The 15788-nt window shown below is 38.0% G+C and carries 15 protein-coding genes; 8 read left to right on the plus strand and 7 right to left on the minus strand.

The window, feature by feature from the left end; all coding sequences use genetic code 11:
• The first annotated feature begins 19 nt into the window (after window positions 1–19).
• The 4 genes from ilvC to ACY650_RS05655 are packed head-to-tail and all read left to right on the plus strand — an operon-like array spanning window position 20 to window position 4860.
• Complete coding sequence (ilvC, locus tag ACY650_RS05640) at window positions 20–1066, plus strand: ketol-acid reductoisomerase (RefSeq protein ID WP_462252605.1); 1047 nt, start codon at window positions 20–22, stop codon at window positions 1064–1066.
• Window positions 1067–1068: 2 nt separating this feature from the next.
• Complete coding sequence (ilvA, locus tag ACY650_RS05645; RefSeq protein WP_462252607.1) at window positions 1069–2331, plus strand: threonine ammonia-lyase; 1263 nt, start codon at window positions 1069–1071, stop codon at window positions 2329–2331.
• Window positions 2332–2341: 10 nt separating this feature from the next.
• Window positions 2342–4231 carry a cyclic nucleotide-binding domain-containing protein gene (locus ACY650_RS05650; RefSeq protein WP_462252609.1) on the plus strand — a complete coding sequence of 630 codons (1890 nt, stop codon included), beginning with the start codon at window positions 2342–2344 and terminating at the stop codon, window positions 4229–4231.
• Window positions 4232–4233: 2 nt separating this feature from the next.
• Window positions 4234–4860, plus strand: a complete 627-nt coding sequence (locus tag ACY650_RS05655; RefSeq protein WP_462252611.1) for a GDSL-type esterase/lipase family protein — start codon at window positions 4234–4236, stop codon at window positions 4858–4860.
• Here the strand turns inward: ACY650_RS05655 and ACY650_RS05660 are convergent.
• From ACY650_RS05660 to ACY650_RS05675, 4 genes are all read right to left on the minus strand, one after another.
• A complete protein-coding gene (locus ACY650_RS05660; RefSeq protein WP_462252613.1) occupies window positions 4854–5807 on the minus strand; it encodes a zinc dependent phospholipase C family protein in 954 nt (317 codons plus the stop codon). The genes ACY650_RS05655 and ACY650_RS05660 overlap by 7 nt on opposite strands.
• Before the next feature lie 58 nt (window positions 5808–5865).
• Complete coding sequence (locus ACY650_RS05665; RefSeq protein WP_462252615.1) at window positions 5866–6723, minus strand: transporter substrate-binding domain-containing protein; 858 nt, start codon at window positions 6721–6723, stop codon at window positions 5866–5868.
• Window positions 6724–6752: 29 nt separating this feature from the next.
• Complete coding sequence (locus ACY650_RS05670) at window positions 6753–7391, minus strand: ZIP family metal transporter (RefSeq protein ID WP_462252617.1); 639 nt, start codon at window positions 7389–7391, stop codon at window positions 6753–6755.
• 127 nt (window positions 7392–7518) lie between these two features.
• Window positions 7519–8544 carry an FAD:protein FMN transferase gene (locus tag ACY650_RS05675; protein ID WP_462252619.1) on the minus strand — a complete coding sequence of 342 codons (1026 nt, stop codon included), beginning with the start codon at window positions 8542–8544 and terminating at the stop codon, window positions 7519–7521.
• A 68-nt stretch (window positions 8545–8612) separates the two neighbouring features.
• Between ACY650_RS05675 and ruvB the strand changes: the two genes are divergently transcribed.
• Genes ruvB through queG form a run of 3 tightly spaced genes read left to right on the plus strand, consistent with a single transcriptional unit; the run spans window position 8613 to window position 11228 of the window.
• Window positions 8613–9638: a Holliday junction branch migration DNA helicase RuvB gene (gene ruvB, locus ACY650_RS05680; protein WP_462252621.1), complete on the plus strand. Its 1026-nt coding sequence runs from the start codon at window positions 8613–8615 to the stop codon at window positions 9636–9638.
• 42 nt (window positions 9639–9680) lie between these two features.
• A complete protein-coding gene (locus ACY650_RS05685; protein WP_462252623.1) occupies window positions 9681–10268 on the plus strand; it encodes a superoxide dismutase family protein in 588 nt (195 codons plus the stop codon).
• 30 nt (window positions 10269–10298) lie between these two features.
• Window positions 10299–11228, plus strand: coding sequence for a tRNA epoxyqueuosine(34) reductase QueG (queG, locus tag ACY650_RS05690; protein ID WP_462252625.1), 930 nt, complete (start codon window positions 10299–10301; stop codon window positions 11226–11228).
• 1 nt (window position 11229) lies between these two features.
• Here queG and ACY650_RS05695 read toward each other — a convergent pair whose 3' ends face one another.
• Both ACY650_RS05695 and ACY650_RS05700 read right to left on the minus strand, forming a co-directional pair.
• A complete protein-coding gene (locus tag ACY650_RS05695; RefSeq protein WP_462252627.1) occupies window positions 11230–11940 on the minus strand; it encodes a LytR/AlgR family response regulator transcription factor in 711 nt (236 codons plus the stop codon).
• On the minus strand, window positions 11937–12965 hold the full coding sequence (locus tag ACY650_RS05700; RefSeq protein ID WP_462252629.1) for a sensor histidine kinase: 1029 nt from the start codon (window positions 12963–12965) through the stop codon (window positions 11937–11939). The genes ACY650_RS05695 and ACY650_RS05700 overlap by 4 nt, the downstream gene beginning before the upstream one ends.
• A gap of 237 nt (window positions 12966–13202) precedes the next feature.
• Between ACY650_RS05700 and ACY650_RS05705 the strand changes: the two genes are divergently transcribed.
• Window positions 13203–14690 carry a hypothetical protein gene (locus tag ACY650_RS05705; RefSeq protein WP_462252631.1) on the plus strand — a complete coding sequence of 496 codons (1488 nt, stop codon included), beginning with the start codon at window positions 13203–13205 and terminating at the stop codon, window positions 14688–14690.
• A gap of 1 nt (window position 14691) precedes the next feature.
• On the opposite strand, the gene ACY650_RS05710 is transcribed toward ACY650_RS05705, so the two are convergent.
• On the minus strand, window positions 14692–15747 hold the full coding sequence (locus tag ACY650_RS05710) for an AraC family transcriptional regulator (protein WP_462252633.1): 1056 nt from the start codon (window positions 15745–15747) through the stop codon (window positions 14692–14694).
• Window positions 15748–15788: the final 41 nt, after the last annotated feature.

The following is a 15788-nucleotide window of genomic DNA, read 5'->3' on the forward strand; positions in this document are numbered from 1 at the left end:
AATTGAAACGAAGTAGAAAATGGCAAAAATTGATTTTGGTGGAACTATTGAAGAAGTAGTAACCAGAGAAGAATTTTCATTAGAAAAAGCACGTGAAGTACTAAGCAAAGAAACTATCGCTGTAATTGGTTACGGTGTCCAAGGACCTGGCCAAGCATTAAACCTCAAAGACAATGGATTTAATGTAATTGTAGGTCAAAGGAAAGGTGGCAGTTCTTGGGAAAAGGCACAAGCTGATGGGTTTGTTGAAGGTAAGGATCTTTTCGAAATCGAAGAGGCTTGTGAAAAAGGAAGTATTATTCAGTACCTACTTTCAGATGCGGGTCAAATTGCTCAGTGGGAAAATGTGAAGAAGTTTTTAACTCCAGGCAAAGCCTTGTATTTCTCACATGGCTTTGGAATCACATACAAGGAACAAACAGGCATCGTTCCGCCAGAAGATGTTGATGTCATATTAGTGGCGCCAAAAGGATCTGGAACATCACTAAGAAGACTTTTTGTGGCTGGCAAGGGGCTAAACTCTTCTTTTGCAGTTCATCAAGACGCAACCGGTAGAGCTAGAGATCGAGTCATTGCGCTAGGTATAGGTGTAGGTTCAGGTTACCTGTTTGAAACTGATTTTAAACGTGAAGTATATAGTGATCTAACCGGTGAGCGCGGCAGTTTAATGGGAGCCATCCAGGGTCTTTTTGCTGCACAATATGATTTGCTGCGGAAAAAAGGGCACTCTCCTTCTGAAGCATTTAATGAAACAGTAGAAGAAGCTACTCAGTCGCTTTATCCTTTAGTTGCTGAAAATGGTATGGACTGGATGTATGCAAATTGCTCCACGACTGCTCAAAGAGGGGCTTTAGATTGGTGGAAGAAATTTAGAGATGCTGTTGCTCCCGTATTTGAAGATCTCTATGATAGCGTCGCAAGTGCAAATGAGGCGAACATCACAATTAAAGCGAATGAAAAATCAGATTATCGCGCAGGTCTAGAAAAAGAGCTTGACGAATTGAGAAGTTCTGAAATGTGGCGTGCCGGAGCGGCAGTAAGAAGTCTGCGTCCTGAAAACGCATAATTATGAGAGTGAAGTCACAATATTTTCCTCGCATTGAACAAGTAAAAGAGGCTGCGGCATCTATCAAAGATGCTGTCAGCCCTACTCCTCTTATGCAAAACATGTTCTACTCATCATTTTTCAAGTCGAATGTGATGATGAAAAGAGAAGATTTACAACTTGTGAGATCGTATAAGATTCGTGGCGCACTAAATAAGGTTAAATCTCTCGATAGTAGCCAGCTAAGAGCTGGATTGGTGTGTGCCAGTGCAGGGAATCATGCTCAAGGCGTGGCTTACGCATGTGCTGCTATGAATTGTAAAGGCACTATCTATATGCCGGTAACTACACCCAGTCAGAAAGTATCACAAGTGCAAATGTTTGGTGGAGCTAATGTTGAAGTAGTGCTTTTAGGAGATACTTTCGATGAAGCTAAGAATCATGCCATCAACCATGCAACATGTAGCAATTCCACCTTTATACATCCATTCGACGATGAGAAGATCATTGAAGGGCAAGCAACAATAGCTCTTGAATTACTGCAGCAAAGTGAATCACCTATTGATTATCTCCTTCTACCTATTGGTGGTGGTGGACTAGCAGCAGGTGTTGGCAGCGTTTTTAAGTCATTGTCACCATCTACTGTCATAATTGGAGTAGAACCAGCAGGAGCACCTTCAATGAAAGTATCCTTAGAGAGAGGAGAAAATGTAAAGCTTGAACAGATAGAAAAATTTGTAGATGGCGCTGCCGTTCAACAAGTGGGGAAACTCAACTTTGATATTTGTCAATCCGTAATTGATCGAATGCTTGTCGTTCATGAAGGCAAAATATGCGAGACTATTCTCAATCTCTACAATAGAGATGCGATTGTAGTTGAACCTGCAGGGGCGTTGACATTGTCAGCACTAGAGCAAATTTCAGAAGAAATCGTGGGTAAAAATGTTGTATGCATAGTTAGTGGCAGCAATAATGACATAACAAGAACAGAAGAAATCAAAGAACGCGCGCTATTATACAAAGGGCTTAAACACTATTTTGTGGTTCCTTTTCCTCAACGAGCCGGAGCTTTAAAAGAGTTTGTTGTCGAAGTACTGGGACCGAATGATGACATCACCCATTTTGAATACACCAAGAAAAATTCTCGTGAGACTGGTTCGGCAGTAGTTGGCATTGAATTAAAAAGTCAGAGTGATCTTTCATCTCTGGTAGACCGAATGAAGCGGAGACACTTTTACGGTGAATACCTTAATGACCGACCAGATCTTTTGGACCTAATTGTTTAAATAAAATCTTTTGAGAAGTATAGCTAATTATTTTTCAAAGCATACGGAAATCTCTTTCAGTAAAGATGCTATAATATGTAAAACGCATTCGCGTGTAGAATCTGTTTTCATTCTTATTGAGGGAGAGATCGAGTTTTATCATTACGATGAGTTATCACATAGTGAAACTTCATTGATCGTTACTTCAGAAACTGAGACCATAATTGGCTGGGAAGTATTAGTCCCCACGCAGCGATCAATATCATATGTGAGAGTCTTTTCTCCAAAAGCAAGGTTTCATCGCATCGATTTATCAGATTTCGAAAACTCAATTTCAATTGAATTGCTTAAAGTAATTTCTCGAAAAATGTATCGTCTACTCGAGATCTCATTTTACAGACAAGCAAGTCTCTTGGGAAAGACTGTAAAGCAACGGGCAGTAAAACTTGACAACTATTTTATTTCTCAAGAATCCACAATAGCAGAACGCATTCAACTGCTAGGCAGCTCTCCATTTTTTGGGGAGTTCCGAGAGACGGATATTCATATGCTTGCTAAAGCGATGAAACGGAGAGAGTATGATCCCAATGAATTGATATATGATCAAGATCAAAACTCTAAAGGCATTTTTGTTCTTATCCAGGGAGAAGTATCTATTCGAAGACAAGAAGGAGAATCATACCTTAATCTGCGATCTATTTCCACTCCAGGGTATATTTTCGGATGGTCATCTGCTTTCGATGCAACTGATATTTGTAGGGCAAGCACAGAGTATAAAACTTCCGTTTATTTCATTCCATTTACAAGTGTTAGCAAACTTCTCAGAGAAGAATCGTTTGGAATATCATTTTACAAAATGATCGTTTGGCTTCTTGGAAATCAATTACAAATGTCTCATAGCCGGTATATTTCACTACTGGATAATCACAATCAAATTGCTATAAAACAACTAATTGATGTAAATGCCTCTCGAATTCCACTGGACTCCCCTCTCCAAGTTATTCCATACTTACTTGAACAAACACCAACTCATCATATTGCTTTCGAATCCCTTCATGAGCTTCAAAAAAACGGGCTTCGACAGGAAAAACATCTCGCCTCCATTTGTTTGGACATATTGGTGAAAGAGGAACGCGAATTAGCTTTCATGAATAGCATCTCTGATGTATATAATGCAGTAACAAAAGGTGATGCCAATGATCCGAACAGGAATCGAAAGATATGCGCTGAGAAAACCAGAGAGGTATTTAGTCATACCTCCTTACACCTTGAAGGTGAAGAAAATCTTCCAGACACATGTAATAACATTATTATTTACAATCACTTAATCAACCATCCTCGCTATACGCTTAATAATCACTTCCAGTTAACTCTTGATTCTCATTTCATAAGCAGCATGATTCTAGATCCCAAATATGGTGATCCAGGCATGCGAACGGTGCGATATGGAAAAAGTAATGAGTACGGACATCAGGAATACTATAAGAATCTGGGATACCTTGAAGTATATACTTCAGATTCTGACCTCCAAGATAAGGAGGCACGTGAATTAGCCAAAGCAAGATTTTATAGGGAGGCCGAACAGTACCTCAACAATGGAATCAATATGATAATCAGTCCTGAAGGAACATCTTTTCGAAGTGAGGAATCTCCCGGACCTTTTAAAATGGGACCATTCAATCTAGCTAATCAAATGGAGTTTGAACCAAACTTTATACCGATAGTATTTTACAACTTCGATAAAAGAATTACTGAAAATCACTTCTTCTGTAGAGTACTCGAGCCTTTCAAAATATCAGAAAAAATAGCATCGGGACAGTCCCTCGAAGCATTTGTAAAAAGTTATCAAATGGAATTTGAAGCGCAAGTAAGAAAAGCTCAATTTGACTCTGAAAAACTTTTCCAAAAACTGAATGCATAATTATGAACCTTGATTCTGAAGAGTTAAATAAGTGGGTTGAAGAAATCGAACAATTAAAAGAAAAGGTTCGCAATGCTGCCATCAAGAGCGATAGACTTATTGCATTCTACGGTAGCTCTTCTATTAGAATGTGGGAAAATATTTCCGATGATCTTCAACCTTACCAAGTCATCAATCTCGGATTTGGTGGTTCCTCCTATTATTGGTGCAATTATTTTCAGCCTGAAGTATTCGACAATTTTTCCCCAAAGCAAGTAATACTTTATGCTGGTGACAATGATCTTGGCTCTGAAACCCCAGAAAACGAAATCATAAATAACCTCGCTTCTTTAGTTGATAAATTCAAAAGTCATCTTTCTGAAATAGGAATTACCGTGATTAGTGTTAAACCAAGTCCGGAAAGACACTATTTGAAAGACAAAATAGAAAGTCTAAATGCGAAAATTAAAGACCTTATGCATAGTGTCGAAGGGGATTACATTGATATTTATTCTAGGATGCTTTCAGATCAAGGTGACTATCGATCGGAACTTTTTCTTGAAGATCAGCTGCATATGAACGAATTGGGGTACGAAATATGGCAAAGAGAAATTCTACAATATCTCAACGAATCTTCACTTACCTATTGATCTTTGATGCCAGATTCATGATTTCTCACTTTCACTTTGGGATCGACTACAAAGGTAGAATCCTTAAACTCAGTGTCTGTCAGTAATTCACTAAGATCCGGCTGTCCCGCCTTCACCCAACACGAATACCAAAAATCACCAATCATCTTGATCGATGCACGCATTCTTCGTTCTACCATGCCGTTCAGCATTCGATGGTAGTCCTTGGAAAAATTAAATGTATAAGTTCTGATGGTAGTATTGCCTCTTTCTTCATACCCATACTTTTTAGATTCAGGGTATTTTGATGTCAATGATTTTTCAAAAGTAAGGACAGAATCTAAGGCTTCATGAGCATTTACAATTGCACTCCATGCATATAACTGTAGGTTTTCAACATATTGAGCCTTGCCTGTAAGTAGATCATATCTATCGGAAAAAAGTTCTGGCAGACGAGACTCCCAAAATCCATGTATACCATATTGCCCCGTAAGCTGACCATTATAATTTTCAGTTGTATGTAGTGGCACATTTGCATCTGCTATGTAGTGACCGATATCCGTTGACAATCTTAAAATCTGCTCAGCATTTTTTTCCTGAAATGCTTTAGTGAGCCAGTACGACATTTTACCAATATGGTAGGGTGCAATGCCATATGCTTGAAGTGTATCTTCCGTATATTTCTCCACAGCCTGATTCCAGTAACGCGGCATATTATAAACTGCTGAATCACCATATACATCTAGATCTATATAATGGCGAGCGGCTTCAGCTTTAAGAGCATATCGTCGCATGTCCGGCTTAATTGCATTCTCAGAGATATACTGGATGTTTTCTTTATAAAACACCATCATATCTGGAGGTAACGTGAATACAGCTAAGCGATTAATTTTCTGATGCGCATAGAAACCCCAGCAGCGAGAAAAAACCGGAACCAAAAAGACAATTATTAGGAATAAAAAACGCACCAATTAAAGATGCAATTCCATCTCCACTTTGGATAACATATATAGGTATACAAACCGTCTATTTGCTGGATATTTCGTCCATCAGTTTTACCACCTCTGGATTGAGGTTTGTACTCAAAACTTTTTTGTAATCGCTCCCCTTCATGTATCCGCCATCAGCGTTGAAGAATTCAGTAATAACTGGAGTCCAATCACTCCCCTTTGGCAAAATAAAGCCATAAGATTCTCCTTTAACATCTCCTGCAGGGTGTCTTTTGATATTCTCCCCCTTTGCCCTGAGCTCAAGGTAATTAGGTAAATCTATATAGGTGAAATACTTTGGAGAGGTAATTACTCTGAATGTCTTATCTACCGAACTAGCAGCATAAATAATATCAAACCCGTATTGGTCTTTTAGCTCTTTCAATCGTTTATCATGTGTTGTACCTCCTTGAGAAACGGCTCTCATTCCTTTAAATGTAGTAGGGATTCTTCCTAATGAGGATAACTGAGGCACGCTCTTTTCGGTAACAAGAACCGCCATATTTGAAAAATATGGAGGAGAAAAATCAAAAATGTTTTTTCGTTGATCTGTGATGGTAATGTCGCCCAGTCCAAAAACTCCACCCTGACTATTTTCTACTGCTGTAAGAAACATTTGAAAATTAGTTGGATCAGCTACCGGTTGATATTTATAAGTAACTACTACTCCATATTTTTTCAGGACATACTCAGCAAAGTCGTCCATTATATCGAAACAAATCCCAGTACCTTTCCCACTTTCACCATCTGAAAATTTTGCCAGATGAACATTGGTGAGAATAACATTACCACGTTTATTCCTTAAAGATTCAGCCCAGGTATCGCCCTTAAATCCTTGAGAATTAGACGTTAAATGAAGAAAAGTAATTAGTAAAATAGTTAGGCAGTAGCGCATTAAAATGGTAGTTTAAAATTTGACAACCGTTAAATTAAATATTCAACAACTATAGCAAGCAAAGCACCTAAAACACTTATCAGAATTTTATTCAATCCAAAGTGGTGTTCTGGACTGGCTTCCACAAAAATTGTCGTTGAAATATGAAGAAAGCTTCCGCATACAATTGCAAAGACAATTAGAAATATATTCTCTGATAGCATAATGAAATCACTCAAAACAAGCCCGAGTGGAGATGCTAAGCTGAATAAAACTAATAGATAAATGGCACGCTTCCCTAAGCCTTGCAGGGTAGCCATAAGTGCAAAAGCAGCTGGCATTTTATGCAGCACTATGCCAAGTAGCAAAGAATAAGATTCGTGCTTTTCATGAAACGGTGAATCATGCGTCAAAAGAGAACCCTCAAGTAAACTATGTATGGTAAGTGCAACGATGATGGAAAATCTTCCTGAAACCGAGACGGCCTTGTTGGCATGAACGTGGCCGTGTTCTACTCCGGAAGAGAAATATTCTAAAAACTGCTGCAGGAAAAACCCAATAAGGACATAAAGCCCAATTGTAGATGGATCCGGACTTATCGAAAACAGTTCAGGAATGATATGAATGATCGTGATGGCAAATAGATATGCACCTGCGAAAATCAAAGGAAGTCGCAAGTTCTGCTTCATTCCAGGCACTAATTTGATACTAAGCCCTCCTAAGATTGTGCTAGTAAAAAGAATGAATACAGTTAGGATCATGAGAAAATTAGTGCATCAAAGTTGCAAGATATAACCATTCAGCGAGTCAGAAGATTCAATTTGCCTTGTTCATTTCTACAAAAGATCTAAAATCTTCAGAAACGTAACTCTTTACACTTCCATCATCAGATCTGTATACAAGTATTGCATCCAAATCGAGTACTTCAATCAATTCTTTTGACGCCTCTAAACCAATGACCATAAAAGCAGTAGCGTAGGCATCTGCTGTCATGCAGTCGGTAGCAAAAACTGAGGCACTCAATAAATTGTGAGAGGAATTGTATCCAGTTCTTGGATCTATAATATGTGCATAAATCTTCCCATCCTTCTCATAATAATTTCTATAGTTTCCAGATGTCGCTAAGGCTCTATTTTTCAATCGAACAACTGCCAATAGCTTTTGCTCTAAAGTTGAAACGGTAGGATCCTCTATCCCCAATGACCATGACTTACCTTGATCATTGATTCCCCTGCACCTAACTTCTCCTCCTATTTCCACTAAATAATTAGTAATCCCCTTTGACTCCAATAATTCACCAACTACATCTACTGCATATCCTTTTGCTATTGCGCTAAAGTCAATTTGAAAATTTTGCGGCATCGTAATACTCGTGTTGTCAAATTGGACCTTATCAAAACCTGTGATAGACATTAATGAATCTACGGTGGCGCTATCTATTTGAGGTAGCTTTTTATCAGGACCAAAACCCCATGCTTGGACTAATGGCCCAATGCTAGGGTCAAATGTTCCTCCTGTTTTTTCATAAATCTCGCGGCTTTTTTCTAATACCGGTAAAAAAAACTCAGATTCAAACTTGAAATTACCTTTGTCATTTAGTCTTGATATCTCTGATGACGGGATATAAGTAGAAAGCGATTGATTGAATGCAACCAATTCATCAGATATCTCTTTGTCGAGACCATCTATTTCGATTCCAATAAACTTTATATTGTAAATAATTGTCCCCATTGTTTGACCAGTAATGTGATGCAAACGAGGGTTATCATTTCTGAAAATTGAGACTAAAACAAATGCGATAGCAAGCCCAACTCCGAAAATTAAAAGACGCTTTTTATTCATGTGATTTTATCAGGTTGCAAAAGTAAATCAATCAGGCTTCAATTGCTTTGTGAGTTATATTTGAGGCAATGAGAGAAGACTACCTTCAAGCGGATGGAGAGGAAATGGGATCCTCAGATAAAGAAATCGAAAAAGCCCTTCGGCCACTATCCTTTTCGGATTTTACAGGTCAACAGAAAGTAGTTGATAACCTTAAAATATTTGTTGAAGCTGCAAAGCAACGAACAGAGCCACTTGATCATGTTTTATTACATGGACCTCCCGGCCTAGGCAAGACTACGCTTTCATTCATTATTGCAAATGAACTAGAATCAAACATTAAAGTGACATCAGGACCTGTGCTTGATAAAGCGAGTGAGCTTGCTGGCTTACTTACAAATCTTGAACCTCATGATGTACTATTCATTGATGAAATTCATCGTTTGAATCCAGTAGTAGAGGAGTATCTATACTCTGCAATGGAAGATTATAGAATTGACATTATGTTGGATTCAGGACCAAATGCCCGATCAGTACAAATAGAACTCAATCCATTTACACTCATTGGCGCAACCACCAGATCCGGATTATTGACTTCACCTTTGAGAGCCCGGTTTGGGATCAATGCCAGGCTTGAATACTATGATTCAAAATTATTAACAAGCATCGTCGGTCGTTCTGCAGATATTTTGAATTCGATTATCGATGAAGAAGCTGCCTTTGAAATAGCAAGACGTAGCAGGGGTACGCCAAGAATCGCCAACAATCTTTTAAGGAGAACACGAGACTTTGCACAAATCAAAGGAGATGGAGCAATCACCTTAGACATCTCCAAAATGGCATTGAAGGCACTAGATGTAGATGATCATGGACTAGATGAAATGGACAATCGAATTTTATCTACAATCATCAATAAATTTAAAGGGGGGCCAGTTGGGCTTGGCACAATAGCCACTGCTTGCAGCGAGGAATCTGAAACAATAGAAGAAGTTTACGAACCGTTTTTGATTCAAGAAGGTTATATCAAACGAACATCCAGAGGTAGAGAAGCAACCGAACTTGCCTACAAGCATCTCGGAATTTTGCCACCCTCACAATCTGGAACTTTGTTTTAATGGTTTACAACTCCATGGTTGTTTTTTAATAAAATCAATTTTATGAGAACCCTAGCTATAATTTTTTCTTTGCTTCTATTGACTGGATGTAGTAATGATGATTCAACTCCAGGTCCTATTACACATGCAACTGCAGGTATTTTCACTGCAATTACTGAGGATGGAACTATATACACTGCAGGTGAATCTGTCGGTACAGCTACTTTCGAATATCAGGATGGAGTAACAACAATTCTTGTAGAACTTAGTGGCATGGATCCAAATGGTTCTCATGCTATGCATTTGCATGAAGGTACATTTACTCAGCCCGGCAGGCACTGGAATCAAGGCATCCTTAGTAGTTCGTTCTGTCGTGAAATGAGCCTAGGCGAAGTTTGGGCCAAGACTTTTGCTGGTGATGTTGGAAACATAGACATCGATGAAAATGGCAATGGCACCTTCACGCTAAAAACTGACCTATGGAGTATTGGCACTTTTGATGATAAGGACATTCTTGGAACGGTTCTTTTTGTTCATCAAAATTTTGAAGATTTCGCCAATGAGTGCGACCCTAATCATGATCACAATCATGGACACCACAATGCCAAGATCGCTGGTGGGACCGTGATTTTGGAAGTGGAGCAGCTCTAATAATGATTTAATTCCTTTCTTTGGGATGAAATGAAATCCCAAAAACAAAATCATTCTTTATTGATTAAGAAGATTGCTTCAGATCTTGGGTTTTCTTTCTGTGGTATTTCAAAAGCTGAATTTTTAGAAGAGGAAGCTCCACGTCTTGAAGAATGGCTAAAACGTGGATATCAAGGAAAAATGAGTTACCTCGAAAACCATTTTGATAAAAGGCTAGACCCTACAAAATTGGTTCCCGGGGCTAAGTCTGTCGTTTCTCTCATATATAACTATTACCCTGAAAAAGATCACTCACAGACAAATCCTAAGATCGCCAAATACGCATATGGACAGGATTATCATTTCATAGTGAAGGAAAAGCTCAAGGAATTTATGCTTCGACTTAACAGTGAAGTAGGAGAAGTTGATGGACGCGTATTTGTGGATTCTGCACCGGTTCATGAGAGAGCCTGGGCTGCAAAGAGTGGTTTAGGATGGATTGGGAAAAATTCGCTTTTATTGAATCGTGAAATGGGTAGCTTCTTTTTTTTAGCTGAGTTAATAATAGATCTGGAGCTAGCGTCTGATGGACCAATGAAAGACTACTGTGGTACTTGCACTGCATGCCAAGACGCTTGCCCTACTGATGCAATCCCAGAACCATTTATGGTAGATGGCAGTAGATGCATTTCATATCTAACCATCGAATTGAAAGATGAAATTCCATCCGAGTTTAAAAATAAAATGGAGGGCTGGGCCTTTGGATGCGACATCTGTCAAGATGTATGTCCATGGAATCGATTCTCCAAACCGCACAATGAAGAAAAATTCAATCCCCAAGGTTGGGAAAATTTTGATCATCAAGACTGGGAAGAAATGACCAAAGACGTTTTCCAAAAGGTATTCAAAAAGTCAGCTGTAAAGCGGACAAAATTTGAAGGACTTGCGAGAAACATATCCTTTATAAAGCCTGGTTCTTAACCTATTTCTTTATCCATTTTTTGAATAGTGCGGCACGTGACTGACTGACAATAAGATCGTCTTGGCTCATTAGATTTAAGTCTAATAAATACCGATGACTCGTATATGGCTTGAAACTTTTTATGCACTCATAATTAACGATACAGCCTCTACTAATTCTAAAAAAATATTCAGAGTCTAGCTGTTTTTCCAGTGATCCCAAAGAAGAATCATAAAGGAATTTATCTCCAGAACGAGTAACTAGATAGAGCACGTTCTGCTTAATGAAGTAAGCAATATCGGAGCTAGACAAGGTGAAAAAGTTAGATCCTTTTTTTACAACAAACCTGCTTTGAAAGCTTTCTGCCTTTTGTTTGCCCCTCATTCGATAATACTTTTTCAAAGCCCTCGATACCCCATCCTGATCAAAAGGTTTAAGCAAATAACTCACCGTATTCAAATCAAAGGCTTGGAGTGAGTGCTGATCATATGCAGTTACAAAAATTATAAAAGCTTCGCATCTAACCTTGTCAAAAATCTTAAAGGAATCTCCATCTGCTAATTGTACATCCAGAAAAATTAAATCGGGTTCTGATTTTGATTGAAGATACTCAACGCTCTCTCTAACACTTGATAAAACACTCAAGATTGTAATGCTAGAATCCAAAGCCTTGAGGTATCCTTCAAGCTTTTTCGCAGATTGCTCTTCGTCTTCGATCAACAATACTTTCATGCCTTCAAGAATGGTATGTAAATATGAAATTCTCCATCAGATATCGTTGTCCTTATTTCTTTGTCAGCTTTTATCCGATACATCTCTTTCAAAGTATCCAAGCTTCCTTTCGATGATGAAATACTATTTCCCTTTTTATTAAGCGTATTGGAAATTAGGATTCCATCATCTGATTTTTTGATAGTGATAAGCATTGGTCTCGATTTACTGATCTCATTGTGCTTCACAATGTTTTCAAGTAGATGCGGTAATGTCATTGGAACAAGTCTTTCCTCTTCGCCGGATTGAATTTCCGTTGAGTAAATGAGTGCCTCTCCTACACGTTCCTTAAGCATTGTTAGATAATGATTAAAAACCTCAACTTCCTCTGAAAGTAATACTGAACTTTTTTCATGAGATTGCAAACTGTGACGCATCACTTTGGATAAACTGATCACAAAACTTTCGGCGGCAGCATCCTTCGATGCAATAAGACTGTGAAGTGTATTTAAATTATTGAATAAAAAGTGAGGCTCCAGTTTATTATATAGAACATCATATTTGAGTCTGAGCTTTTCTCTTTCAAAAGCGACATTTTTTAATTCAACATCAAGCCTTTCTTGTTGTGATTTAGTGACGAGAAACATGCTAAAAATTAGAACATACCCCACTGTAATACTTAAAAACGTTATGAATAAATGATAGAACCCAATACTATCATTTTGATTATCGATTATTATCAATGTTTGCTTCAGGATGACATAAAGAATCATTCCAAAAATCAAGGATAGTATCCAAGCGATCATAAAATTCAAGACAAGCGTTAAACTTTTGCCCTTCCATTGCCTATCCTGAAGCCAACGATCAACTTTTTGTGTGACGTAGAGATAGAAGTAAAATTGAATTATTGCCTTTGATAACGCCAACCAAGAAAAATTCTCTGGCGAATTGAAATTGGTACTTATAACATAGATTCCATACAGCACCGAAGCCAAAAGAGGCGGATACCAAATATGCGATTGATTTATAAAGTGTTTTCTACCCATCACTTCCATAATAAGGAATCAATTTGATGTTATTCCAGCCAACAAAATAAGCATCTAACAATAGATTTTTATGAACCATGAAAAATTCATACTGAATCATGAGTTCTGATTACTAAATAATGATAATTGCTAGCTGTCCTCGAGCGAAATGCACCGCAAAAAAGCTTCAATTCAAGCTTGGCTTCGTGCCACTAATCTCTTCCAGATTAATATTGAAGCTTTAATAGCAGTTCAAAAATGAAATCATTATTATTCTATTTAGTTGCATTTTTTTCTTTTCTAAGTGGGCTTATTGCACAAGATGAGAGACAAGCACTTTTTCCAATATCGAATGATGGCAAAACCTTCACCGGGGAAGGAATAAATTGGATTTTTGATAGAGCTGACTCTGTGAAATTTATCATGTTTGGCGAACAACATGGTGTGGAGGGCATAGCTCAATTCGTAACATTCACTTACAAAAATCTTCAAGAAAGAGATTTCAACTTTTTGGTACTAGAAACAGATGGTTGGACAACACAAAGAAGCGCAGATATTGGTGTCATTCCATTCACGAAGAAAAACCCTCATTCGATAGCATTTGATTCTGATGGAGATCTTGAATTGATGCAGGTAGCAATAGATAGCAATCCAGACATCACAACACCTGTATGGGGAGTCGATCAAATGCAAACAGCAATTCATCCATATTTCAGGTTAACAGAAATAGCCAATTCACCTAAACAGAAAAGACTAGCAAGGGGTGTGTTTTTAAAAGCATCTCTAAAAATGGGACGATATACAAGAGAGGATCATTCAAAAGACATTGAAATATTAGAAAAGGTATTTTCAAATGTTTCTAATGAAGAGAAGAGTCAAATTTTCAGAGAACTCAGACTCACTATCGAGATCTTTTCTAAATGGATGAATCCCGCAACACGACAAGAATCAGTATCTATTAGAGAGCAATTAATGGGTCAAAATTTTGACAGTTATCTCGATAAATACCCCGAAGCAAAGGCAATTTTCAAGATGGGAGGTGCGCATACCTTGTATGGAATAGGCCCTAACAACGTTCCTACATTTGGAGAACATGTCTCCAACTCGACCAATAATTCCACACTATCAATAGCCATATACCGATACAATGAAGAGAGAAGTTTAGTCTCTGAATCTGATTTTAGAGGTAGTAATATGCTTCTACTTGATACACGTGCTGCAGTTAATTTATATCCTGAAGATTCTGCAAGGCTTGTACAAAATGAAGCGATCATTTATCTAAGAGATGCTGCGAATGCTAGTAAAAGTATCAATTGGCCATTCGAAATGGCATTTAAAAACAATCTAATAGCAAGCATAATACCTCTTGGAATTGGGCTCATCATATGTCTAGTTATGTTGCTAACATCCTTAGTTTCAGTATTGCTAAGCAAAAAGTACAGAAATAGAAGAATGGTCACTGGAGGACTTGGATCATTATTGCTTCTTTCTTGTGTAGGATATCAAATCATTCAGATATTGAAATTTCCTACCTACAGTGCTACAATCGATGAGGGAGTCTTCCCTATTTTAATCTATATCTTATTTGGCACTCTTTCTATTGTCTATTGCTTTTTCAGTTTTCAGTTAATTCGAAATAAATCAAAATCAACCGTAGGCAAAATTGGTTATTCGATCTTCGCTATTGGCTATTGCCTCAGCAGCTATCTTATATATTATTGGAATCTCGTAGGGATGTTAGATTAACTTATGCCATTGCATTGAGGTAATCTCTGGGATTTGTAGCAAAAGATTTTTTGAAAAACTTATAAAATGTTGTTTTTGATTTGAAGCCTGATTGTCTTGCTATCGCTTCCATTGTTAATGTATTCGCAGCGCCATCATCCAGCAGCTTTTTAGATTCATCCACCCGCAGTTGATTTACAAGTAAATAGAAAGTAGTATCCAACTCATCGTTTAAGATTGCCGAAACTTTTTCTTCTGTGATTTCCAACTTCAATGCTAAGTCTCTCCTACTCAATTCGGGATTCAGAAACATCTTATCAGCCTTTAATATTGAAACTAGTTTTTCAGATTGATTCCCCTCTTTGTTTTGTGTTGCTAACCGTGAGCTGTACTTTCCTGGCGCGACAAGATTGCGATATCCTAGAAAAAAGAAACAAGCTAAGTCCATAGCCCAATAAATAAATTGGAGTTTAAACGAAAGCAGAGATGGTTTGAAAAAATCAACTGTATACAATCCCATCCATCGCACGAGCACAAACACCAAGTAAAAGAATGCAAACTTGTAAAACCTGTAGGTCAAGTTTTTCTTCAGCTCAGATCTTTGAACTAACCGATACATGTTTACCATGCATATTGTGGCGAAGATGATTCCTATGCCCTCGTAAATAAAAAACTCTGTGCGATCATCCAGTGGAAAATAGTATCCTCTCCCTTCAACTACTGCTTTCAGCCACTTAACCAATTGATAGATGGTATCTAATATTCCTGGCAAAAAGTAGATTCGATCTTTTGTCGTAAATCGATCTGGCGCATGCGTGATGGACTGCGTAAAAAAGTACGCCAAAGCAGATAGAAAGTATAAAGAAGGAACCCAAAATGGAGGAACCTGATAATGATAAGCAATGGAAGCGAAGATGGTCCAGTTAGCCACATACATGGTATACCCCAGGATAAAGAATCCAAGAAAAATAGTCGGTCTTTTAAATCTTCTTGGCAGGGATGCTAACGAAGCCAAAAGAATGATCCCATTGATCACTCCAAGAAAAATAACGAGCTGATAAGCGTTAAACTGCTGCATATTTAGTTGTTCACCTAAATGGTGGCGAACAAAATAAGCAC

It is taken from the genome of Ekhidna sp., assembly GCF_963691765.1.
GTDB lineage: Bacteria > Bacteroidota > Bacteroidia > Cytophagales > Cyclobacteriaceae > Ekhidna.